A 21,731-nucleotide genomic window follows, 5' to 3' on the forward strand; every position below is an offset into this window, starting at 1 on the left:
CGAGAGCGGGTATCATGCGATCCCTTTTTCGAACTCCAGGCTTCGTACGAATCCGGCCTTATCACGGGTAACACACCTATGTCGGCGGTACGCATCGGCCCCTACACACTCAGCAATGGCCTGATACTCGCCCCGATGGCGGGTGTCACCGACCAGCCGTTTCGCCAGCTATGCCGGCGGCTGGGGGCGGGCCTCGTGGTATCTGAAATGGTCACTGCGGACATGTCCCTGTGGAACAGCCGCAAGTCCCGCCTGCGCATGGTCCATGCGGGCGACCCGGAGCCACGTTCCGTGCAGATCGCCGGTGGCGACGCGCAGATGCTGGCGGCGGCCGCTCGGGCGAACGTGGAGGCCGGCGCGCAGATCATCGACATCAATATGGGATGCCCGGCGAAAAAGGTATGCAATAAAGCAGCGGGGTCTGCCCTGCTGCGCGACGAAGCCCTGGTGGCAGACATCCTCGAAGCCGTGGTAGCGGCGGTGGATGTGCCGGTCACTCTGAAGATTCGCACCGGCTGGGACCGCGACAACCGCAACGGCCTGACCGTTGCGAAAATCGCCGAGCAGTCGGGTATCGCTGCCCTGGCAGTACACGGGCGCACACGTGCCGACCTGTACACCGGTGAAGCCGAGTACGACACCATCGCCGCCATCAAGCAGGCAGTGTCCATACCGGTGTTTGCCAATGGCGACATCACCTCGCCAGCGAAGGCAGCCGAGGTACTCCGTCACACCGGGGCGGATGGCCTGTTGATCGGCCGCGCCGCGCAAGGCCGTCCGTGGATCTTCCGGGAGGTCGAGCATTACCTGCGCACCGGCCAATACCTGCCGGCGCCAAAGCTTGAAGAAGTAGAGCAAATTCTGCTGGATCACCTGGCCGCGCTGCATGCGTTTTATGGTGATGTGATGGGTGTTCGCATCGCCCGTAAGCACGTGGGCTGGTACCTGGCAACGCTGCCCGGCGCCAGGGAGTTCCGCGCCAGCTTCAACTGTTTGGACGATACGGCAGCGCAGTGCGCCAACGTTCGCGAATTTTTCCGCGAACGCTACGAGAGCCTTGTTGCAGAGGACGGAGAAGGGGTGGCCGCATGACGATGATGACCGAGACATTAGTGAGTGGAACAACGCCCGTGAGCGACAACGTCAACCTCAAGCAGCACCTCAACACGCCCTCCGAAGAAGGGCAGACACTACGCGGGAGTGTCGAGAAGGCGCTGCACAATTATTTCGCGCACCTCGAAGGCGCCTCGGTCACCGATGTCTACAACCTTGTGTTGTCCGAAGTCGAAGCCCCTCTGCTCGAAACCGTCATGAACTACGTCAAGGGCAACCAGACCAAGGCCAGCGAAATGCTGGGGCTCAATCGGGGCACCTTGCGCAAGAAGCTGAAGCAGTACGATCTGCTTTAACCAAACGACATTCCGAAAAGGCGACTGCATGCAGCTCGCCTTTTTTGCTAACCGCTCTGAATGGAAACTGAAATGACCGACCAGACCACCCGCCTGCCGATCCGCCGCGCCCTGATCAGCGTGTCCGACAAGACCGGCATCCTGGAGTTTGCCCGCGAGCTCGAAGCCCTCGGCGTGGAAATCCTTTCCACCGGCGGCACCTTCAAGCTGCTGCGTGACAATGGCGTGGCCGCTATCGAGGTAGCGGACTACACCGGTTTCCCCGAGATGATGGACGGCCGGGTAAAAACCCTGCATCCGAAGATCCACGGTGGGATTCTGGGGCGGCGCGGCATGGATGACGCGGTCATGGCCGAACACGCTATCCGCCCGATCGATCTGGTAGCGGTCAACCTTTATCCGTTCGAAGCCACGGTGGCCAAACCGGGTTGCGACCTGGCGACTGCCGTCGAAAACATCGACATCGGCGGGCCAACCATGGTCCGGTCCGCCGCGAAAAACCACAAAGACGTGGCGATCGTGGTCAATGCCAGCGATTACGCCTCTGTGATCGAGGGCCTGAAGGCCGGTGGGCTCACCTACGCTCAGCGTTTCGATTTGATGCTCAAGGCCTTTGAGCACACCTCGGCCTACGACGGCATGATCGCCAACTATTTCGGTACCCTCGACCAGCAGGCCGAAACGCTGTCCACCGAGTCCCGTGGCGAATTCCCACGCACATTCAACAGCCAGTTCATCAAGGCGCAGGGCATGCGTTACGGCGAGAACCCGCACCAGAGTGCCGCGTTCTATGTCGAGGCCAAGCCGGCCGAGGCCGGGATCGCTACGGCGGTTCAGTTGCAAGGCAAGGAACTGTCCTACAACAACGTGGCAGACACAGACGCCGCGCTGGAATGCGTTAAAAGCTTCACCAAGCCGGCCTGCGTGATCGTCAAGCACGCCAACCCTTGTGGGGTAGCCGTTTGCCCTGACGCCGAGGGCGGCATTCGTCAGGCCTACGAGCTGGCCTATGCCACCGACAGCGAATCGGCTTTCGGCGGCATCATCGCTTTCAACCGCGAATTGGACGCCGCCACCGCCCAGGCCATCGTCGAGCGCCAGTTCGTCGAAGTGATCATCGCGCCAAGCGTGAGCGACGAAGCCCGCGCCGTCGTGGCCGCCAAGGCCAACGTGCGCCTGCTGGCCTGCGGTGAGTGGCCAGCCGAGCGTTCTTCCGGCTGGGACTTCAAGCGGGTAAATGGCGGTTTGCTGGTACAAAGCCGTGACATCGGCATGATCACCGCCGATGACCTGAAAGTGGTCACCCGCCGCGCACCGACCGAGCAGGAAATCCACGACCTGATCTTCGCCTGGAAGGTTGCCAAGTTCGTCAAATCCAACGCCATCGTTTACGCCCGCAATCGCCAGACCATCGGTGTGGGTGCAGGCCAGATGAGCCGGGTGAATTCCGCCCGTATCGCAGCCATCAAGGCCGAGCACGCCGGGCTGCCGGTTGAAGGTGCGGTCATGGCCTCCGATGCGTTCTTCCCCTTCCGTGATGGCATCGACAACGCCGCCAAGGTAGGCATCCGCGCGGTGATCCAGCCTGGTGGTTCGATGCGCGACGCCGAGGTCATTGGCGCGGCCGATGAAGCCGGTATTGCGATGGTATTTACCGGTATGCGCCATTTCAGGCACTGATACGGCCGCGCTGGCGCAGGCATCGCGACCTCATAGGGTGCCCCCTGTAGGAGGCCTCTAACTCTGTGGGAAGCGGGCGTCAGCTCGCGAAAAGATCGACAATTTGCGAGCTAGCGCCGGATGGCCGGCCGCGCCGCTTCCCACAGGTCCGTTGTCGCACCGGGAACAACTCTGTTCCATGAGAGCGGGCCTGGCCCGCGACCCCCGAATTCGAGGTTATGATATGAAGGTTTTGATCATCGGCAGTGGCGGGCGTGAACATGCGCTGGCCTGGAAGGTCGCGCAGGATCCGCGCGTTGAAAAGGTATTCGTGGCCCCGGGCAATGCCGGTACCGCGACCGAAGCCAAGTGCGAGAACGTGGCGATCGACGTGCTGGCGCTCGAACAATTGGCCGAGTTCGCCGCGCAGAACGTGCAGCTGACCATCGTTGGCCCCGAGGCGCCGCTGGTGGCCGGTGTAGTCGACCTGTTTCGCGAACGTGGCCTGGATTGCTTCGGCCCTACCGCCGGTGCCGCGCAGCTCGAAGGCTCCAAGGCCTTCACCAAGGACTTCCTCGCGCGCCACAACATCCCCACCGCCGCCTACCAGAACTTCACGGAAATCGAGCCCGCGCTGGCCTACCTGCGTGAGCAGGGCGCGCCCATCGTGATCAAGGCCGACGGCCTGGCCGCCGGCAAAGGCGTGATCGTAGCGATGACCCTGGAAGAAGCCGAAGCGGCCGTGCGCGACATGCTGGCCGGCAACGCTTTCGGCGACGCCGGTTCGCGTGTGGTGATCGAGGAGTTCCTGGAGGGCGAGGAAGCGAGCTTCATCGTGATGGTCGATGGCCAGAACGTGCTGCCGATGGCGACCAGCCAGGACCATAAGCGCGTGGGTGACGGCGATACCGGCCCGAACACCGGTGGCATGGGGGCTTACTCCCCGGCACCGGTAGTGACCGACGAGGTTCACCAGCGCGTGATGGACCAGGTGATCTGGCCAACGGTGCGCGGCATGGCCGACGAAGGCAACACCTACACAGGCTTCCTCTATGCGGGGCTGATGATCGACACCGCGGGCAATCCCAAAGTCATCGAATTCAATTGCCGCTTCGGCGACCCGGAAACCCAGCCGGTAATGCTCCGTCTGCAGTCGAGCCTGATCCTGCTGGTCGAAGCCGCGCTGGCCAAGGCGTTGAACAAGATCGAAGCCCAGTGGGACCCGCGCCCCAGCCTCGGCGTGGTGCTGGCCGCCGGTGGCTACCCGGGCGACTACGCCAAGGGCGACGTGATCAACGGCCTGGCCGCAGCGGCCAGCCTGCCCGGCAAGGTGTTCCATGCCGGTACTGCGTTGGTCGACGGTGAAGTCGTGACGGCAGGCGGCAGGGTGCTATGCGCCACCGCGCTGGGTGATACGGTAGGCGAGGCACAGGCACAGGCCTACGCCCTGGCCCGCGAGATCGAATGGAACGGCGGCTTCTATCGCAATGATATCGGTTACCGCGCCATCGCCCGGGAGCGCGGTGAGGGCTGACCGCCTGTCACTGTAAAAAGTGCCCCGTTACCTCGGTTTCGGGGCACATGCCGAGTATTCGGGCACCCCGCCAACCTGTCTGGCTCCGGCACGGTTATACTCAGCTAATGCTTATTCAGGACAGGGACATCCCCGTGCACCGGCTCAGGACTGCCTTGCTGTTTCTCGTTGCGTTGCTGTTCGCCTACCTCTCCCCGGCTTATGGCGATCAAGGCAGCGGCTGGTCCGTGCTCGTAGATGACCAAAGCGGCCTGCAAATCAGCGACGTACGCTCCGATCGCTACCAGAGCCAGTTCGCTCCCATAGACCTGCGCCAGCTCGACGCCGCGCCGCCCCACAGCGCCGTGTGGCTGCACTACAGGCTAATGCCGTCTGCGCACGAGCAGGTTATCCGCCTGTTCGCACCAGACCTCTCGCGCTATGACCTCTACACCTTCGCCGGTGACGACCAGTTGCAGCACCTTCGCAGTGGCTATGACACCCTCGCCGACTCACCGCTTCCGCGCAGCGGTGACCTGCTGCTGCCGGTTTCGATGAGTCAGGCTCCGGTGGACATCTACCTGCGCCTGGTGACAGAACACCAGGTTCGCCCGGGCATCATCCTTGAGCCCGCTATCCAGGCCGCGGCCCATCAGGGCCAGACGCTGCTGTTCGGCCTGCTGCTGGGCAGCATGATCATGCTGATCCTTCACAACCTTGCGCGTTATGCGCTGGCACGGTCCACAAGCAGCCTCTGGCTGGCAGGCTGCCAGGCAATGGTGCTGGCGAGCGCGATGATTCTGGTAAACCTCGGTAACGCCTGGATGGCATCCTGGAGCGCGGCGCGTACACCTGCCGCGTACTTTGCCATGCTGCTGGGGGCTGAATGTGCGCTCATGTATACCCTGCGGTTCTTTGCCGCCCGCCCCTCCCCTCGCCTCAACCGCATGGTGGTAACGCTCATCGGGTTAATCGCCCTTGCAGGGGTGCTGCTGCTGTTTCTCAATACCCTGCCACTCAATTTCACCGCCTACGCCGCTGTAGCGGTCACCTGCGTGTGCATGTTGGTGGTATCTGCCAGGCACTGGTACCGAGGGTACCCGCCGGCACGCCTGTTCACCCTGGCAATGGGGCTGTGCAGCCTGGGCTTCCTGGTGGTATTGCCCGCGCTGCTGGGCCTTACCCGTACGCCGGTTCAATGGCTGATCTTCGGCATGCTCGGGTGCGCCGTGTGTGGTGGCGCCATGCTCAACCTGGCGCTGACCACCCGCCTGCGGCGCATCAGTGAGGATCGCTACAGCGCCAGCCGTGAACTGGCGGCGAGCACCGCTGAAACCAACGCCAAGGCTGAATTCCTGGCCAAGCTCAGCCACGAAATACGCACTCCGATGAATGGGGTGCTGGGCATGACCGAACTGTTGCTCGGCACGCCGCTCTCGGTAAAACAGCGCGATTATGTCCAGACGATCCACAGTGCAGGCAACGAACTGCTGACGCTTATCAACGAAATTCTCGACATCTCGAAGATCGAATCCGGTCAGATCGAGCTCGATGACGTTCAGTTCGATCTGAACGCCCTGATCGAGGAATGCCTGAGCATCTACCGCGCCCGCGCCGAACAGCAGAATGTGGAACTGATCAGCTTTACCCAGCCACAGGTACCCAGGGTAATCAGCGGCGACCCGATGCGCCTGCGCCAGGCACTGTTGGCCATGCTGGACAACGCCTTGAAGAAGACCACGGCAGGCGAAGTACTGGTGGCTGCCGCGCTGGACCAGCGCAGCGGGCAATCACGCTTGCGCATCGCCGTGCAGGACAGCGGTGAACCCCTGCCGGCCGAGGAGCGCGAAGCGCTGCTGAACACAGAGCTTCGCAGCCAGGACCTGCTTACCACCAACAAGCCAGGCAGCAGCCACCTGGGCCTGCTGATCGCGCGCCAGCTGATCACCCTGATGAACGGTGAGTTCGGGATCAAAAGCGGCGCGCACCAAGGCAGCACCTTCTGGCTCACCCTCCCGCTTGACCCTCAGCGCCTGGAGCAATCACTGCCCGACCTGGACGGTAGCCTGAAGGATGCCCGCGTGCTGGTGGTAGATGACAACGACACCTGCCGCAAGGTGCTGGTACAACAGTGCAGCGCCTGGGGGCTGAACGTGAGCGCGGCGTCTTCCGGAAAGGAAGCCCTGGCCATGCTGCGCACCAAGGCGCACCTGCGGGACTACTTTGACGTGGTGCTTCTGGACCAGAACATGCCCGGCATGACCGGGATGCAGCTGGCAGCGAAGATCAAGGAAGACCCCAGCCTCAACCACGACATTCTGATCATCATGCTCACTGGCATCAGCAATGCCCCTAGCAAGATCATCGCGCGCAATGCCGGCGTGAAACGGATCCTGGCCAAACCGGTGGCCGGTTATACCTTGCGCACCACCCTGGCCGATGAGTTGGCGCACCGTACTCTGGCCGAAGCCAACCCTGCACCGCATCCCGGGCCTGCCCGCGCCGGAGAACAACCGGGCGTACCTGCAGACTTCAAGATTCTGGTCGCCGAGGACAACAGCATTTCCACCAAGGTAATCCGCGGCATGCTGGGCAAGCTCAACCTGCAGCCTGACACCGCCAGCAATGGGGAAGAAGCGCTGAAGGCCATGAAGAGCCACCGCTACGACCTGGTGCTGATGGATTGCGAAATGCCAATACTCGACGGGTTCAGCGCGACCGAACAATTGCGGGCATGGGAACAGGGTATGCACCGTGACCGCACCCCAGTGGTTGCGCTCACTGCCCATATCCTCAGTGAACACAAGGAACGCGCGCGGCAGGCAGGCATGGATGGCCATATGGCGAAGCCGGTGGAGATGTCGCAGTTGAGGGAGCTGATCGATCATTGGGTCGCCCACCGCGACAGCCGTCGCAACGAGGTCGCACCCAGTTGATAGCTCGCGCCCTGCCCCGCTGCGCCCACTGTTGTCGAGGTTAGCCATGCTGCATCAGTTGTTCAGCGTTTATCTCAAGATGCTTGTGCTCTACAGCCCGTTCTTTGTGCTGTCCTGCTTCATCGGGCTATCGCGGGGCTATTCACTCAAGGAGCGCAAGCGCCTGGCCTGGCGGGTGGCCTTGGGCGTGCTGGTGTCCAGTGTGCTGCTTTACCTGTTCGGGCGGGTCATTTTCTCTGTGTTTGGGATCACGGCCGATGCCTTCCGGATCGGGGCCGGTAGCGTGCTGTTCATTTCCGCGCTGGGTATGGCACAGGGCAAGTCGGCGGTCCAGACCGACAGCGTTCAGCAGGACGTGACCATTGTGCCCCTTACCATCCCGCTCACGGTGGGCCCGGGTACCATCGGTGCACTGTTGGTGATGGGGGTGGGGCAACCTCACTGGGATGACAAGCTGCTGGCCATCGTCAGCATCGCCTTTGCAGCCTTCACCGTAGGCGCAATGTTGTACGTAGCCAATCGGATCGAAGCCTTGCTCGGGGAGCAAGGCTTGCAGATCGTCAGCCGATTGATGGGGTTGTTCGTCTGCGCCTTGGCCGCGCAGATCATATTTACTGGCGTGCGGGGTTATCTGTTGCCATCTTGAGTCGCAAGCAGGCGCAGGTAAGTACCGTCCTCCCAGGGCTTGTTGAAGCGCGCCTTGATCTTCGGCAAATGGGTGGTTTCAAAGGCCTGCGTATCAAAGCGGATCAAACCGATCTGGGCCCGGATATGCGGTATCGGAGCATGGGTAACGAAGCACCCGGGGCTCGACTTCCTCATATCCAGTTCTTCGTGATACACCAGTATGTCTACTACTCCAACGCCGCTGCCCAGGCGGCTTCGAGCGCAGGGCAACAGCTGGAACATCCCATGCTGGTGGCGCCTGGCGTAGCGCTCGAACAACACCAGGCCCTCTTCATCTGCTGTCAGTGCCTCCACCCCTGCCACCGCCAGGTCATGGAAGCGCGGCTGGTCGCGGCCAACTGCCTCTAATGCGGCATCCAATATGCCTTGGCGCTCCAGGCTTGGCCTGTACACCCCCGTGGGGGGTTCAGCATCCCAGCCCATGAATCGAAGTTGGCGATAAAAGTAGGTAAACCAATCATCCTCTGCTTGCTCGCCATACACATCGCTCGCCGCCTGCTGCGCAAAGCGTAACGCGTAAATGACTGAAACTCGCTCGCGCTCGCTGATTTCCGGCGCGAAGCTCAATAAGCCGGAACCGGCTACCGAAGCATCGTTGATCATCTCGGATTCGTCCTTGAAAGGATGCCAGGCCGGCCGTGTCGGCCTGGCGGGGGATCAATCGGCCAGCAGGTCCAGGTAGATCTGGATGTTGTCTTCCACGCGCTTGCCCAGGGCAGTCAGGATCTTGTCCCGGTTCTGCGCGATAAGGCTGGTGTTCACGCTAAGCACAACGGCAGCCTCGTACACCTGCACTTCGTTACTGTCCCAGTCGAAGAACAGCACGTCGTAGTCATGGCGGGCGGTAGAGAGGTCAACCACACCCAGGGCGAGCAAAATCTCACCGTCCGGTGTTTTCAAGCAAGAGGCCACGCCCACCATGGAGCCCCGGTCCGTCTTGCTGCCCCGCTCGAACAGGTTGAATGCCTCGCCTGTTTTGGGCAGGTTGCCCAGTGCATCTGCGGCCAATTTGCCCAGCACGGCTGCCAGCGGAGTGCCGGACGTTACGGTGGCTACCGCCCCTTGCACCAGGCTGATCAGTACGTTGGCCACTTTCAGCGATTGGGAGACATCACTGCGCTGGCCGTAACGCGAGGTCAGCCGCAGCCAGCCCGTGTCTACGAGCACCCTGGCGAACTTGCCGAACCAGGCCTGTGCCTGGGTGTCCTTGTCGTGGAGCTTGTTGGCAACGAGGGTGGCCAACTGGAACGTATTACGCACGTCGTCCTGCTCTTGCGCCGACATCCCGCTGCCGAAACCGAGCAGGTTGCTGCCAACTACCGCGGCTTGTTGAAGGCTGATGTCCTGGGTGCTGATCGTCATGATCGGTGGGTCCTTTGAAGTGGCGGGAGAGCCCCGGTGGGCTCGCCGCGCAACATAGCTTCAAAGGCTCGGCACGTCAGGGCTGAACGCTTTCCCGGCTAACCGCCTGTGGATACCAGCGAGGGGTATAGACCCACGGCGTGCCATCGCCCCGGGGAATGGTCCGGGTGGTGGAAGAGCCCACGATCACCATCGTGCGCATGTCCACCATTTCTGGCGTGAGGCCGCCCAGCGTAACCACGGTCAATCGCTGACCAGGCCGCGCCACGTCACGCCCCAGCACTACTGGCGTTTCAGGCGCGCGGTGCCGGCGCACCACGTCAAGTGCCTGGCCTAGCTGCCATGGCCGGGATCGCGAGATCGGGTTATAGAAGGCCATGGCCAGGTCTGCCCGGCCTGCCAGGTCAAGGCGGTCTTCGATCACCGACCACGGCTTGAGGTTATCCGACAGGGAGATCACGCAGAAATCGTGGCCCAGCGGCGCGCCCGACAGCGCCGCGGTCGCCAGGCAGGCGGAAACGCCCGGCAGGATGGCCAGGTCCACCGAATGCCAGGCTTCGTCGCTACCGGCCTCCAGCGCTTCGAGCACCGCCGACGCCATGGCGAATACGCCCGGGTCACCAGAGGACACCACCACCACATTACGGCCGCTGGCAGCCAGTTCAAGGGCGTGCCGGGCGCGTTGCAATTCTTCGCGGTTGTCGGTGCAGTGCAGCACTTGATCCGGGCGGAACGGCCCTGCCATGTTCACATAGGTTTCGTACCCCAGCACGTCCTCGGCCCGTGCAAGCTCCTCCTGTACCGCAGGCACCATAAAGGCCCGCTCACCGGGCCCCAGCCCCACCACCGCCAGCCGCCCACGGCGCTGGCCGACATCATCGGCGCAGATCGGGGAAGGGCTGATCGCCAGAGCGACCCCCTGCTCTCCTGCCCGGAGGATGGACGGCAGTTGATCGAAGGGGGTTTCAGCCGAGCCTTCAGGGGTAAAGCGAAGCTCGGCCCCCAAGGCCTTCGCCGCACTGGCAAGTACCCGAGCGCCCATCAGGCCCCGAGGCGCGAGCAGGCAGGCCAGCGCTGCCGGCGCCAGGCCTGCTTCGGTCATGGCTGCGGTTACCCGTGCCGCCACGTTGTCACCGGCGGTTTCCACCCACGCAATCACGCTGCGCGGGTGAATCACCAGGTCGCCAGGCGCCTGCACCTGGCGTGGGGTTATGCGTATCGCGCGCGCGGCGTCGTTTGCCCGCGGCAGTTCGATTGCCGCCAGCCAGGGGGCGTCCCCCTCCACGCGCACGTGTTGGCCCGCCAGCACATCGGAAACAAAATGCTTGCCCTGTTCCAGATCGGCCAGTACGTAGCCCTCAGGCGGGTCGAGCAGGCACGTGCCGAAGCGCAGCTCACCGCTGGTAGTGATCGCAGGGGCCACATCCAGCATGCCCGCAATCTGCCGAGCCAGGGCATTGACTCCACCTAGCCCGCCCAGCAACGGCACCACCGCACTGCCATCTTCGGCGACTGCCAGCACGGGCGGCTCGCTGCCTTTTTCGTCGAGAACACTGGCTAGTGAGCGAATCACGATACCTGCGGCGCACAACGCAACGATCCCGGTCCCGTCCCGGTAGAGCGCGCGCAGGGTGTCGCCGAATGACGAGTAGATGACATCGGCGGCCTCCGCGCGGCCTTGCAAGCCAAGCACTTTCGAATTTGGCAGCGAGGCCTGGATACGGCGCGCCACCGGGAGCGCCGAGGCGCCGAGCACCACGATTGCCGTGGCAAGCGCGCCACTCATCCCTGCCACCGTTCGCCGGGCACCACCACCAGAGAGAAATACGGCGACGACATCGGATCTACCTCGGCGAGAGGGACGATTTTCTGGTTGGCCATGGTGGCGCGTTCTACGTAAAGCGCGCGGCGGTCCAGCCCCAGCTCGGTCAACACCTGTCGCACCTTGGGCAGGTTACGCCCAAGCTTCATGATCACTGCGGCATCCGCATCGGCCAGGCGCCGCTTGAGCTCCTCGGCCGGCAGCACGCCGGACAGCACCGACAGGCTTTGATTGCGGTACACCAATGGCGCGCCCAATACCGCCGCGCCGCCGAGCATCGAGCACACGCCGGGGATCACTTCGGTGGAGTAGCGCTCGGCCAGGCGGTCGTGCAGGTACATGTATGAGCCATAGAACATCGGATCGCCCTCGCAGATCACCGCCACATCGCGACCAGCGTCCAGGTGCGCGGCCACTTCGACACTGGCCTGATCGTAGAACTCGGCGATCACCTGCTCATAGGACAGCGGCGCTGGCAGCACTTCGGTGGTTACCGGGTATATCAGCGGCAACAGTGTCTGGGCGGGTTGCAGATGGCTTTCGATGATGCCGAAGGCATTGCCTTTCTTGCCCTTCGCCACAAAATAAGCCACCACGGGTGCCTCACGCAGCAAGCGGAGCGCCTTCACCGTGATCAGCTCCGGGTCCCCGGGCCCTACACCCAGCCCATACAAACGACCACCTGCCATCACTCCACCTCCGTGGCGAGTGCGTTCACCGCGGCGGCGGCCATGGCGCTACCCCCGCGCCGCCCGTTGACTACCACGAACGGCACGCCACGGCTGTCCGCCGCCAGCATGGCCTTGGATTCGGCAGCCCCGACGAAGCCCACCGGGAAGCCGAGAATCAATGCAGGCCGGGGGGCGCCGGCGTCGAGCATTTCAAGCAGATAAAACAACGCAGTGGGGGCGTTACCGATTACCACCACGCTGCCTTCCAGCCAAGGGCGCCAGAGTTCAAGCGCCACGGCGGAGCGGGTATTCCCCTCCTCAAGCGCCATGGTGGGAACACGTTCATCCTTCAGGGTGCAGATCACCGGGTTGTTCGCCGGCAACCGCGCGCGCGTGACGCCTTCGGCCACCATGTGCGCATCGCAGAGGATCGGCGCCCCCGCGGCCAGGGCACGGCGGCCTGCAAGCCCGGCCCCGGTGGAGAACTGCAGGTCCTGCACCACGTCCACCATGCCGCAGGCATGGATGACCCGCACGGCCAGTTTTTCCAGGTCGGCTGGGATGTGGGTCAGGTCCGCTTCGGCCCGAATGGTGGCGAACGAATTGCGATAAATCGCCTGGCCGTCGCGAATGTAATCAATCATCGAATGTGCTCCGTGAGCAGGCAGCAATCTGCGTCGCTGCGTCTTGCAAGGTGAGATCGCGGCCCTGAAGCCGGCCAAAGCCTGGCGCCAAAGGGTCGCGGAAAAAGAGGTCGTAACGGCCCGGCCCCGTGGCCAGCAACGTGGCCGGTGCCACCGAGGCTTGCGCGCAGGACCGGACACAGCCGCTCAGGTGAACAGGAACAGCCTGGCCCAGCAGTTCGGCCAGCCGACGTGCGTCGCCCTTGGTATCGGCCAAGGCCCGATTGCAGCCCGCCGAACCCGTGCAGGCGACCAGGCTGGCCAAGGGCTCTTCGCCACTGGTTAGCAAGCCCAACGCCTGTGCCCGCGCTTGCAGGTGAGGTGCTGATTTCAACGTAACGTGCGGCACCAGCAGCCCCTGCCAGGGCGTGAGGCGCAGTTCGCCCCCGGCCATTTCTTCGGTAAGGCCTGCCAGCGCGGCCAATGCATCGGCCGATAACCGCCCAAGTGCCGGCGCGATACCCACTGCCACCCGCCCGGCCTGCTGCTGCGGGTGCATCCCGAGCGGCAGCGAAACATCGCGCTGGGGTATGGCGGGCAGCTCACCCGGTGCAAATGACACCGGGAGCCCCTCCAGCAAGGCCCTGGACGGACAGGTAGCGAGTAGCTCCCTCATCCGCCCGGGCGCCGGGCCCGCCAGTTCGAGAAAACGGTCCAGTACGCCCAGCAACAAGGCCAACCCTTGATCGGCCGGCACCGCGGCGACCGGGTTGGCGCCCCCGACTTCACTGGCCAGCCCAAGCGCCAGATGAAGCGTACCCTCGATCCACAGCGGAGACAGCCACACATCGTGATGATGATGCAGCTCGGCCAGGGCCTCGCCCCCATCGAGCTGGATGGCGAACTTGGGCGACAGCTGGTGATAGCGAGGGGTCTGCTCCAGCGTTTCCAGCAGGGTACTCGCCAAAGGGCAGGTATCCAGCGCGGCGGCAGGGTCTATCCCCGCCATGGGGCTGAGCATGAGATTACGTACATCGTCGGCGGCCGGTGAAGCGGGGCCCAATCCGGCGGCCCTGAGTTCTTCGATCAGCGCCGCCTGGTGGGCGGGCTCGATACCGCGCAACTGAACGTTCGCCCGATTGGTGATATCCACCGCGCCGTTGCCGTACCTTCGCGCGGCGTGCGCCACGGCCCGGGCTGCGCTGGCGGTGAGTACACCGCCTGGCAGCTTGATTCGACACAGGCCCCCGTCCCGGGCGGCGACGATACGCAGCAGCCCGGGGCAGGCTGAAGTTCGCGGCGGTGCAAGAGGCATAGGGGCCGGCAATGGCTCGTTCAAAAGATCACCCGGCAATCGTCAAAAGGCACTTCTGAGCAGAAGTGCGCGGTATTATGCCTGCTTTGGCCGACAGCATGAAAATCCAGCCTGTCGGATTACCCATGAGGATGCTTCATGTTGCCCTGGCTGACCATTGTCGGGATTGGCGAAGACGGCTATCCAGGCCTTGGCAAGCCAGCCCGGCAGGCCTTGCGCGGCGCCGGCCTGATCGTCGGCGCGCCACGCCAGCTCGCCTTGCTGCCCGCCTGCCTGGGCGCCGAACGGCTGGCGTGGCCAAAGCCGTTTTCCTTGGCGCCGGTACTGGAGCGTCGCGGCCAACCCCTGTGTGTATTGGCCAGCGGCGATCCGATGTTCCACGGTGTGGGTGCAAGCCTCGCCCGGGCCCTGCCCGGCGAGGCCCTTACGGTATTTCCCGCGCCGTCCTCGGTATCGCTGGCTGCGGCGCGCCTCGGCTGGTCACTGCCTGAAACCCAGGTTGTTTCGCTGGTAGCTCGGCCACCCGCCTTGCTGAACCGCCACTTGTACGATGGTGCGCGCTTGCTGGTGCTGAGTAATGACGGGCATACCCCGAGCGTAGTCGGCGCGCTGCTGTGCGCGGCAGGTTTCGACGCTTCCTCAATGCACGTATTCGAGCATCTCGGCGGGCCGAACGAACAGCGTCATTGCCTCACGGCCGACCAGTGGCAAGGCCGGCCAGCCGCAGACCTCAATGTGATCGCGCTGGAATTGGTCGCAGGCCCTGGCGCGCAGCCTTTGAGCTACCTCTGCGGCCTGCCCGATACTGCTTTCGATCACGACGGCCAGCTGACCAAGCGCGACGTGCGTGCACTCACTCTGGGCCGCCTCGCCCCGCAGCCCGGGCAGTTGCTTTGGGACGTCGGCGCCGGGTGCGGGTCCATCGGCATCGAGTGGATGCGTGCCCACCCCACGTGTCGCGCCATTGCCGTGGAAGCGGACAGCAGCCGCCAAGGCTTGATCGAGCGCAACCGCGATGCGTTGGGCGTCCCCGGTTTGCAACTGGTGCCCGGCCGTGCCCCCGAAGCACTCGAGGGCCTGCCTCGGCCAGACGCGATCTTCATTGGCGGCGGTGTTACCGTGGAAGGTGTGTTGAGCCGCTGCTGGGCTGCGCTCAAGCCCGGCGGCCGGCTGGTAGCCAATGCCGTTACGCTGGAAAGCGAGATGGCGCTGTTCCACTGGCAAGCCGCCCATGGTGGCGAACTGGTGCGCACGCAAATCGCCCAGGCGCGGCCGCTGGGCAACTTCCAAACCTGGCGGCAAGCGCTTCCTATTACCCTTCTGGACGTGATCAAGGCCGCCGATGCGTGACGAAACCGCCGAGCAACCCGCTCCCTTGCGTAGCGGGCTGACCACTGGCACCTGCGCTACCGCAACCAGCCTGGCGGCGGCAACGCTATTGCTGGGCGGCGCGGTCAACGATGCGGTGCAAGTCACGCTTCCCAAAGGGCGCATCGTGACGCTTCGACTGGAATTCTGCCGCGTCGTGGCCCAGGGCGCGGCAGAAGCTGGCACCGTCAAGGATGCCGGTGATGACCCTGATGTGACCCATGGAGCGCTGGTGCATGCACAGGTGCGGCTCATGGAAACGCCGGGCGTCACGTTCAAGGCCGGCGAAGGCGTGGGCACTGTCACGCGCCCCGGCCTGGTGCTTGGCGTCGGAGAGCCCGCCATCAACCCTGTACCGCGACAAATGATGACCACCCACCTTGGCCAACTCGCTGCGGCTTACGGTTATGCCGGGGGTTTTGAGGTCACGCTGGGCGTGGAGCACGGCGCGGGGCTGGCCCTCAAGACCATGAACCCCCGCCTCGGGATCGTGGGCGGGCTGTCCATTCTTGGTACCAGCGGCATTGTGCGGCCGTTCTCGTGTGCGGCCTATATCGCCTCCATACATCAGGGCATCGACGTGGCTCATACCAACGGCTACGACCACATCGCGGCCTGCACCGGCAATGCCAGTGAGGACACCATCCGCCGCCTCTACGGCTTGCCCGATATCGCCCTGATAGAAATGGGCGACTTCGTGGGCGCCGTGCTCAAGCACCTGCGCAAGGTACCGGTGGCCCGTTTGAGCTTGTGCGGAGGCTTCGGCAAGATCAGCAAACTCGCCGCCGGCCATATGGACCTGCACAGCCGCCATTCGGCCATCGACCTGCCGCGACTCGCCGGGTGGGCCGCCAGCCTTGGCGCGGACCAACACCTGCAAGCGCAGATCCACAGTGCCAATACCAGCCAGCAGGCCCTGGCCCAGGCGCTGGCCGTTGATATACCGCTAGGGGACGAAGTGTGCCGCCAGGCATTGGCATTCGCGCGCAGCGTAGTGCCCGCTGCGGTGGAGGTGGAAGTGATCGCCATTGATCGTCAGGGTGGCGTGGTGGGTCGCGCCGGAGGTCCCTGGTGATGCGTGTACTGTTGCTGGGCGGTGTGACTGAAAGCCTGCGCGTGGCACGCGAATTGGGCCCGCAGCATGTGTACAGCCTGGCGGGCATCGGCCGGGTACCCACCGACCTGCGCTGCGCGGTGCGGGTGGGCGGCTACGGTGGTCCGGAAGGGCTGGCAGCGTATGTCCGCGCCGAGGGTATCCGCCTGTTGGTCGATGCCACCCACCCCTACGCGGCCCGGATGAGCCATAACGCGGCAACAGCCGCCCGGTTGGCCGGTGTCCCCTGCTGGGCCTTGCGCCGCCCGGGCTGGCACCCTCAGGTAGGTGACGATTGGCGCGAAGTGAAGGACTGGGCCGCGCTTACAGCTGCCTTGCGTGACTTTCACCGGCCATTCTTCACCCTGGGCCGGGAGCCTTTGGCGCATTTGAACGAGATCCCCCCTCACCAACACTGGACCCTGCGCTGCCTGGACTCACACCCCGGGAATGCCCGCTGCGAAGTCATCGGTGCCCGAGGGCCCTTCCATCTCGACGACGAGCGCCAGCTGTTCGCTCAGGGGTGCTTCGATGTATTGATCAGCAAAAACAGCGGCAGTGGGTCCACAGAGCCCAAATTGCAGGTGGCCCGAGAGTGGCAACTGCCGGTGTTGATGCTGGCCAGGCCCGAACTGCCCCCCGTGAACCGTGAGTTCCATAGCGCCGAAGCGTTGATCGAAGCAATACGGTAACACTTCCACTTTTTACTTCTGCCGGGGGTTCTGGCTAAATACCGGCCAAATCCTTCCCTGCCCGGACGCTGCACATGCCCTTCCTTCGGCGCTCGCTGCCCTGCTTCTTCGCGCTGGCCTTTGCCTTGTTCGGCAACCTGGCAAGCGCCGAGGATTACCGCATCGGCGACCTGCAGGTCCTCGGCCCATGGTCCCAGCAGCTTCCCCCGAACGCACCCACCGTCGCCGTGTACTTCGTCATCCGCAATACAGGCATGAGTGACGACCGCCTCACCGGCGTGATGTCCCCACTGGCCGCCGAAGCTCAGCTCCATGAGCACATCGGCGCCGATGGCATGATGAAGATGCAACAGGTCGACGGCATGATCATTCCCGCCGCGGGGCAGGTACGCTTCGCCCCCATGGGTAACCATGTGATGCTGCTGGGCCTGGGCGATCGCAACCAACTGGTAGAGGGCGGCCGTTTTCCCCTGACCCTGCACTTCGAAAAGGCCGGCGACGTGGAAGTACAGGTTCAGGTGCTTGCCGATCCTCCTGAAGGCGCTGGCATGCACCAGCACGGCGGCTGATGCGCATCCTGCCTCATGGGCGCCCTGGGGCATGGATCAGCCTCTTCGCGATGCTGATGATGTTCATCGGGCCCTTGATATCCCAAGCCATGCCAAAGAACCATGGCGGGAATGCTTCGATGCAAACCAGCATGCCTGCCCATGCCGGCATGGTCATGAGCGACGCCGGGGAGCACTGCCAGGCCCAGGCCGTGCAAACGGGCGACAAGCAACTTCATCCGCTGTGGGAGCGATGCGGCTATTGCAGCCTGTTCTTCCACTGCCCGGCCTTGCCTCAAACGTTGCAGTTCCAGGCCGGCGCCGCTCCCGCCCACACCACCCGGCTGCTTGTTCAGGCCCGCCAGGGCCATGGCCTGCAACCGGTATTCCCAGGCGCACGCACCCGCGCGCCACCGCTTTTCCCTTACGCCTGACCTTCGCATCACGCGCCAAAGCCGGCTGCCGTATTACGGCAACCCTGGCGCGTGCCTGACTGCTCATCGCTTTGGGAAAACCATGCCTGCCTTTTCTTTCGTATTGCGCCCGGCACCACGCGGCGCAGCGCTGCTGATCAGCGCCCTTGCAAGCCCAACGGCCCTGGCCGCTGAAGACGTTCGCCCCGGTCGCCAGGATGGCGTGGAGCTTGCGCCTACCGTGATCACCGCCGTGGCGCCGGCGTCCCCCCTTACCATCACGACCGATCCGAAGGCGCCTCGCCAACCCCTCCCTGCCACCGATGGCGCCGACTACCTGAAGACGATTCCCGGCTTCAGCGCCATTCGCAACGGCGGCAGCAACGGGGACCCTGTGCTGCGCGGCATGTTCGGCTCGCGCCTGAACATCCTCGCCAATGGCGGGCAGATCGTAGGCGCATGCCCCGGGCGGATGGACGCGCCCACGGCCTATATCTCACCCCAGAGCTACGACCGCCTTGTGGTGGTCAAGGGCCCCCAGAGCGTGCAATGGGGGCCAGGGGCCTCGGCGGGTACCGTGCGGTTCGAACGGGACCCGGAAACCTTCACCGAGCCAGGCGCCCGGGGCGAGGCCAGCCTGCTGGCGGGCTCCAACGGCCGCTTCGAGCGCCGCCTGGACACGGCCGCGGGCAACCGTGAGGCGTATGCCCGTTTCATCGCCAACGATGCCCAGGCCGACGACTATCAGGCCGGCAACGGGGCCACCGTTCCTTCGCGCTGGCGCAAATGGAACGGTGACCTCGCCCTGGGCTGGACCCCAAGCGACGATACCCTCGTCGAGTTATCCGCCGGCAAGGGCGACGGAGAGGCCCGTTACGCTGGCCGTGGCATGGACGGCGCCAGCTTCAAGCGTGAAAGCCTGGGCCTGCGCCTGGAGCAACACGGGCTGGGGGAAGTGCTTCAAAGCCTGGAAGCGCAGTTCTATTACAACTATGCCGACCACGTGATGGACAACTACAGCCTGCGCACCCCACCGGCAGGCGGGATGATGGCAGGCCCCTATGCCAGCAACGTGGACAGGCGCACCCTCGGCGGTCGCTTGAAAGCCACCTGGGAATGGCAAACCGTGGACCTGGTGACCGGGGTGGATGGGCAAACCAGCGAGCACCGCAAGCGTTCTGCCATGGGCGAAGGCGCCTATGCCAACGTACCCCGTGAGCGGGATGCCGTGATGAATAATATAGGCGCCTTCACAGAGCTGACCTGGCATGTAACCGAGCGCGACCGCTGGATCGGCGGCGCTCGGCTGGATCACGCCACGGCCAGGGACTACCGCGCAACCCTGGGCTCTGGCATGACCTTGCGCCCCAACCCAACGGCCAACGAAACCCGTAGCGACACGCTACCTAGCGGCTTCCTGCGTTTCGAACACGACCTCCAGGGCCTGCCTGTCACGGCCTACGCCGGTATTGGCCATACGCAGCGCTTCCCCGATTACTGGGAGCTGTATTCCCCCACCAACGGGCCAGCGGGCAGCGCCAATGCCTTTGACGGTATCCGCCCGGAGAAAACCACCCAGCTGGACACCGGGCTGCAATACAAGGGCGAGCACGTGGAGGCGTGGCTATCGGCCTACGCGGGGCATGTAACGGACTACATCCTGTTCGACTACACCGCAGGGCAGTCTGCCGCCCGCAATGTGAGTGCACGTATCGCCGGTGGGGAAGCGGGGGCCGCCTGGCACCTCGATGAACATTGGAAAGCCGATGTGACCGTCGCCTATGCCTGGGGCGAAAACCGCAGCGATGGCCGGCCCCTGGCGCAGATGCCGCCGCTGGATACCCGCCTGGGCCTCAGCTACCAGCAGGAGCGCTGGAGTGCCGCCGCTCTGTGGCGAGTGGTGAGCGCCCAGCACCGCACCGACCCGGGCCACGGCAATGTGGTAGGCAAGGACTACCGGGACACCCCTGGTTTCGGAGTGTTTTCGCTCAATGGCGCCGTGCGGCTTAGCCCGCACCTGAAAGTCAGCGCCGGCGTGGATAACCTCTTCGGCAAGGACTACGCCGAGCACCTGAACCTGGCAGGCAATGCGGGCTTCGGCTACCCCGGAGACGCCACCGAAGCCATACGCGAACCGGGGCGCACGCTCTGGACCCAAGTTGACCTGACCTTCTGAGCCTCGAGGCACGATCATGCGCACTTCTTTCTACAACCTGGCGTGGCGCTGGCATTTCTACGCAGGCTTGCTCGTTGCCCCGGTGATGATCCTGCTGGCCATCACCGGCATCATCTACCTCTTCAAACCCCAGCTGGACCCGCTCATGTATCCGCACCTGCTTCAGGTAGAGGTGCAGGAGAAGGCGCTTTCGGCCGATGCTCAACTGGCCAGGGTGCATGACACCTACCCCGGCGCCATCGTCGACCAGTACCTGCCGCCTGCCAGCCCGGACAGCAGCGCCCAGTTCGTGCTGCAGGTGAATGGCGCCACGCTCGACCTGTTCGTCAACCCGTACACGGGCCAGGTGTTGGGTACGCAGCATGGCCTGTACAACCTGCAGGCCATCGCGCGGGCGCTGCACGGCGAGCTGATGGTGGGCAAGGTAGGCGACGCGGTGGTGGAGCTTGCCGCCGGCTGGGGGATCGTACTGGTGGTGTCCGGGCTTTACCTCTGGTGGCCCAGGGGCAACGGTGCTGCCGGCGTACTCTGGCCGCGCCTGCGCAGCCGCGGCCGCACGTTCTGGCGGGACCTGCACGCGGTGGTCGGTTTCTGGGGCTCGCTGGGGCTGTTGTTCATGCTGCTGACAGGCATGACCTGGACCGGCATCTGGGGCAAACAGTACGCCGAGCTGTGGAATCGCTTCCCTACCGGGATGTTCAGTGAGGTACCGCTGTCGGACATGGAAGCCCGTACCCTCAACGACGCCGCCCGGCAAACGGTGCCTTGGGCACTGGAAACCACGCCGATGCCCATGAGCGGCGGCGCCCATGCCGAGCACATGGGCCATGCTGGCGCGAACAGCGGGCCGGCCGCACCGCAGGTGGGCTTGCAGGGCGTGGTCGAAACCGCCGAACACGCCGGCGTGCACCCGGGCTACAGCATTACCCTGCCTAAAACCGGCACGGGGGTGTACACCGTTGCGGTATTCGCCGACGACCCCCGCAACGATGCCACGCTGCACATCGACCAGTACACCGGCCAGGTGCTGGTTGATGTGCGCTACGCACAATACGGCCTGCTGGCCCGCGCCACCGAGCTGGCGGTGATGCTGCACGAAGGCAAAATGTTCGGCCTGGCCAACCAGCTGATCGTGCTGCTGGTGTGCCTGATGGTTTTGCTGGGGTCGGTGAGTGGCCTGGTGATCTGGTGGAAGCGCCGGCCAGCCAAAGGCCTGGGCGTGCCACCGCTGCGTCACGGCCTGCCCCTGTGGAAAACCGCTGTGGCGGTGATGATCGCGCTGGGGTTGGCCTTCCCACTCGTGGGCGCTTCGCTGTTGGCAGTCGCTGTACTTGAGTACGGCGTTCTGCGGTGGATGCGCAAGGTGCCGGAAACAGCCTAACCCTCCAAACCGCCTGCACAGGCACCAGAACAGGGCGCGCGAATGCACCAGCGCCCTGTCCAG

General features: G+C 64.2%; 19 protein-coding genes. 13 read left to right on the forward strand and 6 right to left on the reverse strand.

What is annotated here, in order from left to right:
• Window positions 1–78: 78 nt before the first annotated feature.
• The 6 genes from dusB to AC3Z8Y_RS22275 all read left to right on the forward strand — a co-directional run bounded on the left by dusB (window position 79) and on the right by AC3Z8Y_RS22275 (window position 8,163).
• On the forward strand, window positions 79–1,092 hold the full coding sequence (gene dusB / locus AC3Z8Y_RS22250) for a tRNA dihydrouridine synthase DusB (RefSeq protein ID WP_490087594.1): 1,014 nt from the start codon (window positions 79–81) through the stop codon (window positions 1,090–1,092).
• Window positions 1,089–1,409, forward strand: coding sequence for a DNA-binding transcriptional regulator Fis (fis, locus tag AC3Z8Y_RS22255; protein WP_181118032.1), 321 nt, complete (start codon window positions 1,089–1,091; stop codon window positions 1,407–1,409). Before dusB ends, fis begins: the two co-directional genes overlap by 4 nt.
• Window positions 1,410–1,481: 72 nt before the next feature.
• The gene (gene purH, locus AC3Z8Y_RS22260) at window positions 1,482–3,089 is read left to right on the forward strand and encodes a bifunctional phosphoribosylaminoimidazolecarboxamide formyltransferase/IMP cyclohydrolase (protein ID WP_490087595.1); all 1,608 of its coding nucleotides are present in this window, start codon (window positions 1,482–1,484) and stop codon (window positions 3,087–3,089) included.
• A 223-nt stretch (window positions 3,090–3,312) separates the two neighbouring features.
• A complete protein-coding gene (gene purD / locus AC3Z8Y_RS22265; protein ID WP_490087596.1) occupies window positions 3,313–4,602 on the forward strand; it encodes a phosphoribosylamine--glycine ligase in 1,290 nt (429 codons plus the stop codon).
• A gap of 134 nt (window positions 4,603–4,736) precedes the next feature.
• Window positions 4,737–7,517, forward strand: coding sequence for a response regulator (locus AC3Z8Y_RS22270; protein ID WP_490087597.1), 2,781 nt, complete (start codon window positions 4,737–4,739; stop codon window positions 7,515–7,517).
• Window positions 7,518–7,566: 49 nt separating this feature from the next.
• Window positions 7,567–8,163, forward strand: a complete 597-nt coding sequence (locus tag AC3Z8Y_RS22275; RefSeq protein WP_490090068.1) for a MarC family protein — start codon at window positions 7,567–7,569, stop codon at window positions 8,161–8,163.
• Here the strand turns inward: AC3Z8Y_RS22275 and AC3Z8Y_RS22280 are convergent.
• From AC3Z8Y_RS22280 to cobG, 6 genes are all read right to left on the reverse strand, one after another.
• Window positions 8,145–8,807, reverse strand: a complete 663-nt coding sequence (locus tag AC3Z8Y_RS22280; protein ID WP_490087598.1) for a hypothetical protein — start codon at window positions 8,805–8,807, stop codon at window positions 8,145–8,147. The genes AC3Z8Y_RS22275 and AC3Z8Y_RS22280 overlap by 19 nt on opposite strands.
• A 54-nt stretch (window positions 8,808–8,861) precedes the next feature.
• Window positions 8,862–9,566, reverse strand: coding sequence for a hypothetical protein (locus tag AC3Z8Y_RS22285; RefSeq protein ID WP_490087599.1), 705 nt, complete (start codon window positions 9,564–9,566; stop codon window positions 8,862–8,864).
• Window positions 9,567–9,642: 76 nt separating this feature from the next.
• Window positions 9,643–11,352, reverse strand: a complete 1,710-nt coding sequence (cobJ, locus tag AC3Z8Y_RS22290) for a precorrin-3B C(17)-methyltransferase (protein ID WP_490087600.1) — start codon at window positions 11,350–11,352, stop codon at window positions 9,643–9,645.
• Window positions 11,349–12,077, reverse strand: a complete 729-nt coding sequence (locus AC3Z8Y_RS22295) for a precorrin-2 C(20)-methyltransferase (RefSeq protein ID WP_490087601.1) — start codon at window positions 12,075–12,077, stop codon at window positions 11,349–11,351. The genes cobJ and AC3Z8Y_RS22295 overlap by 4 nt, the downstream gene beginning before the upstream one ends.
• A complete protein-coding gene (locus AC3Z8Y_RS22300; protein ID WP_490087602.1) occupies window positions 12,077–12,703 on the reverse strand; it encodes a precorrin-8X methylmutase in 627 nt (208 codons plus the stop codon). Before AC3Z8Y_RS22300 ends, AC3Z8Y_RS22295 begins: the two co-directional genes overlap by 1 nt.
• Complete coding sequence (cobG, locus tag AC3Z8Y_RS22305) at window positions 12,696–14,021, reverse strand: precorrin-3B synthase (RefSeq protein ID WP_490087603.1); 1,326 nt, start codon at window positions 14,019–14,021, stop codon at window positions 12,696–12,698. Before cobG ends, AC3Z8Y_RS22300 begins: the two co-directional genes overlap by 8 nt.
• Window positions 14,022–14,135: 114 nt before the next feature.
• On the opposite strand from cobG, the gene cbiE reads away from it, so the two are divergent.
• From cbiE to AC3Z8Y_RS22340, 7 genes are all read left to right on the forward strand, one after another.
• Window positions 14,136–15,347, forward strand: coding sequence for a precorrin-6y C5,15-methyltransferase (decarboxylating) subunit CbiE (gene cbiE / locus AC3Z8Y_RS22310; protein WP_490087604.1), 1,212 nt, complete (start codon window positions 14,136–14,138; stop codon window positions 15,345–15,347).
• Window positions 15,340–16,440: a cobalt-precorrin-5B (C(1))-methyltransferase gene (locus AC3Z8Y_RS22315; protein ID WP_490087605.1), complete on the forward strand. Its 1,101-nt coding sequence runs from the start codon at window positions 15,340–15,342 to the stop codon at window positions 16,438–16,440. Before cbiE ends, AC3Z8Y_RS22315 begins: the two co-directional genes overlap by 8 nt.
• Window positions 16,437–17,150 (forward strand): cobalt-precorrin-6A reductase, encoded by a 714-nt coding sequence (locus tag AC3Z8Y_RS22320; RefSeq protein WP_490087606.1) that lies wholly within the window; start codon window positions 16,437–16,439, stop codon window positions 17,148–17,150. Before AC3Z8Y_RS22315 ends, AC3Z8Y_RS22320 begins: the two co-directional genes overlap by 4 nt.
• Window positions 17,151–17,224: 74 nt before the next feature.
• Window positions 17,225–17,719 (forward strand): copper chaperone PCu(A)C, encoded by a 495-nt coding sequence (locus AC3Z8Y_RS22325; RefSeq protein ID WP_490087607.1) that lies wholly within the window; start codon window positions 17,225–17,227, stop codon window positions 17,717–17,719.
• A complete protein-coding gene (locus AC3Z8Y_RS22330) occupies window positions 17,719–18,132 on the forward strand; it encodes a DUF2946 domain-containing protein (RefSeq protein WP_490087608.1) in 414 nt (137 codons plus the stop codon). The genes AC3Z8Y_RS22325 and AC3Z8Y_RS22330 overlap by 1 nt, the downstream gene beginning before the upstream one ends.
• Window positions 18,133–18,214: 82 nt before the next feature.
• Entirely contained in the window at window positions 18,215–20,287 is a 2,073-nt protein-coding gene (locus AC3Z8Y_RS22335) for a TonB-dependent copper receptor (protein ID WP_490087609.1), read from the forward strand.
• A gap of 16 nt (window positions 20,288–20,303) precedes the next feature.
• Complete coding sequence (locus AC3Z8Y_RS22340) at window positions 20,304–21,668, forward strand: PepSY-associated TM helix domain-containing protein (protein ID WP_490087610.1); 1,365 nt, start codon at window positions 20,304–20,306, stop codon at window positions 21,666–21,668.
• Window positions 21,669–21,731 lie beyond the last annotated feature (63 nt).

The organism is Pseudomonas sp. 3MAES_34.3B (genome assembly GCF_058145875.1).

What these genes read in the sequence shown, in the direction of transcription:
- AC3Z8Y_RS22295 (WP_490087601.1), bottom strand. Translation starts at nt 12,077, where the DNA reads ATGGCAGGTGGTCGTTTGTATGGGCTGGGTGTAGGGCCCGGGGACCCG.
- AC3Z8Y_RS22325 (WP_490087607.1), top strand. Translation starts at nt 17,225, where the DNA reads ATGCCCTTCCTTCGGCGCTCGCTGCCCTGCTTCTTCGCGCTGGCCTTT.
- AC3Z8Y_RS22330 (WP_490087608.1), top strand. Translation starts at nt 17,719, where the DNA reads ATGCGCATCCTGCCTCATGGGCGCCCTGGGGCATGGATCAGCCTCTTC.
- AC3Z8Y_RS22335 (WP_490087609.1), top strand. Translation starts at nt 18,215, where the DNA reads ATGCCTGCCTTTTCTTTCGTATTGCGCCCGGCACCACGCGGCGCAGCG.
- AC3Z8Y_RS22280 (WP_490087598.1), bottom strand. Translation starts at nt 8,807, where the DNA reads ATGATCAACGATGCTTCGGTAGCCGGTTCCGGCTTATTGAGCTTCGCG.
- AC3Z8Y_RS22300 (WP_490087602.1), bottom strand. Translation starts at nt 12,703, where the DNA reads ATGATTGATTACATTCGCGACGGCCAGGCGATTTATCGCAATTCGTTC.
- fis (WP_181118032.1), top strand. Translation starts at nt 1,089, where the DNA reads ATGACGATGATGACCGAGACATTAGTGAGTGGAACAACGCCCGTGAGC.
- AC3Z8Y_RS22315 (WP_490087605.1), top strand. Translation starts at nt 15,340, where the DNA reads ATGCGTGACGAAACCGCCGAGCAACCCGCTCCCTTGCGTAGCGGGCTG.
- purD (WP_490087596.1), top strand. Translation starts at nt 3,313, where the DNA reads ATGAAGGTTTTGATCATCGGCAGTGGCGGGCGTGAACATGCGCTGGCC.
- AC3Z8Y_RS22285 (WP_490087599.1), bottom strand. Translation starts at nt 9,566, where the DNA reads ATGACGATCAGCACCCAGGACATCAGCCTTCAACAAGCCGCGGTAGTT.
- cobJ (WP_490087600.1), bottom strand. Translation starts at nt 11,352, where the DNA reads ATGAGTGGCGCGCTTGCCACGGCAATCGTGGTGCTCGGCGCCTCGGCG.
- AC3Z8Y_RS22340 (WP_490087610.1), top strand. Translation starts at nt 20,304, where the DNA reads ATGCGCACTTCTTTCTACAACCTGGCGTGGCGCTGGCATTTCTACGCA.
- purH (WP_490087595.1), top strand. Translation starts at nt 1,482, where the DNA reads ATGACCGACCAGACCACCCGCCTGCCGATCCGCCGCGCCCTGATCAGC.
- dusB (WP_490087594.1), top strand. Translation starts at nt 79, where the DNA reads ATGTCGGCGGTACGCATCGGCCCCTACACACTCAGCAATGGCCTGATA.
- cbiE (WP_490087604.1), top strand. Translation starts at nt 14,136, where the DNA reads ATGTTGCCCTGGCTGACCATTGTCGGGATTGGCGAAGACGGCTATCCA.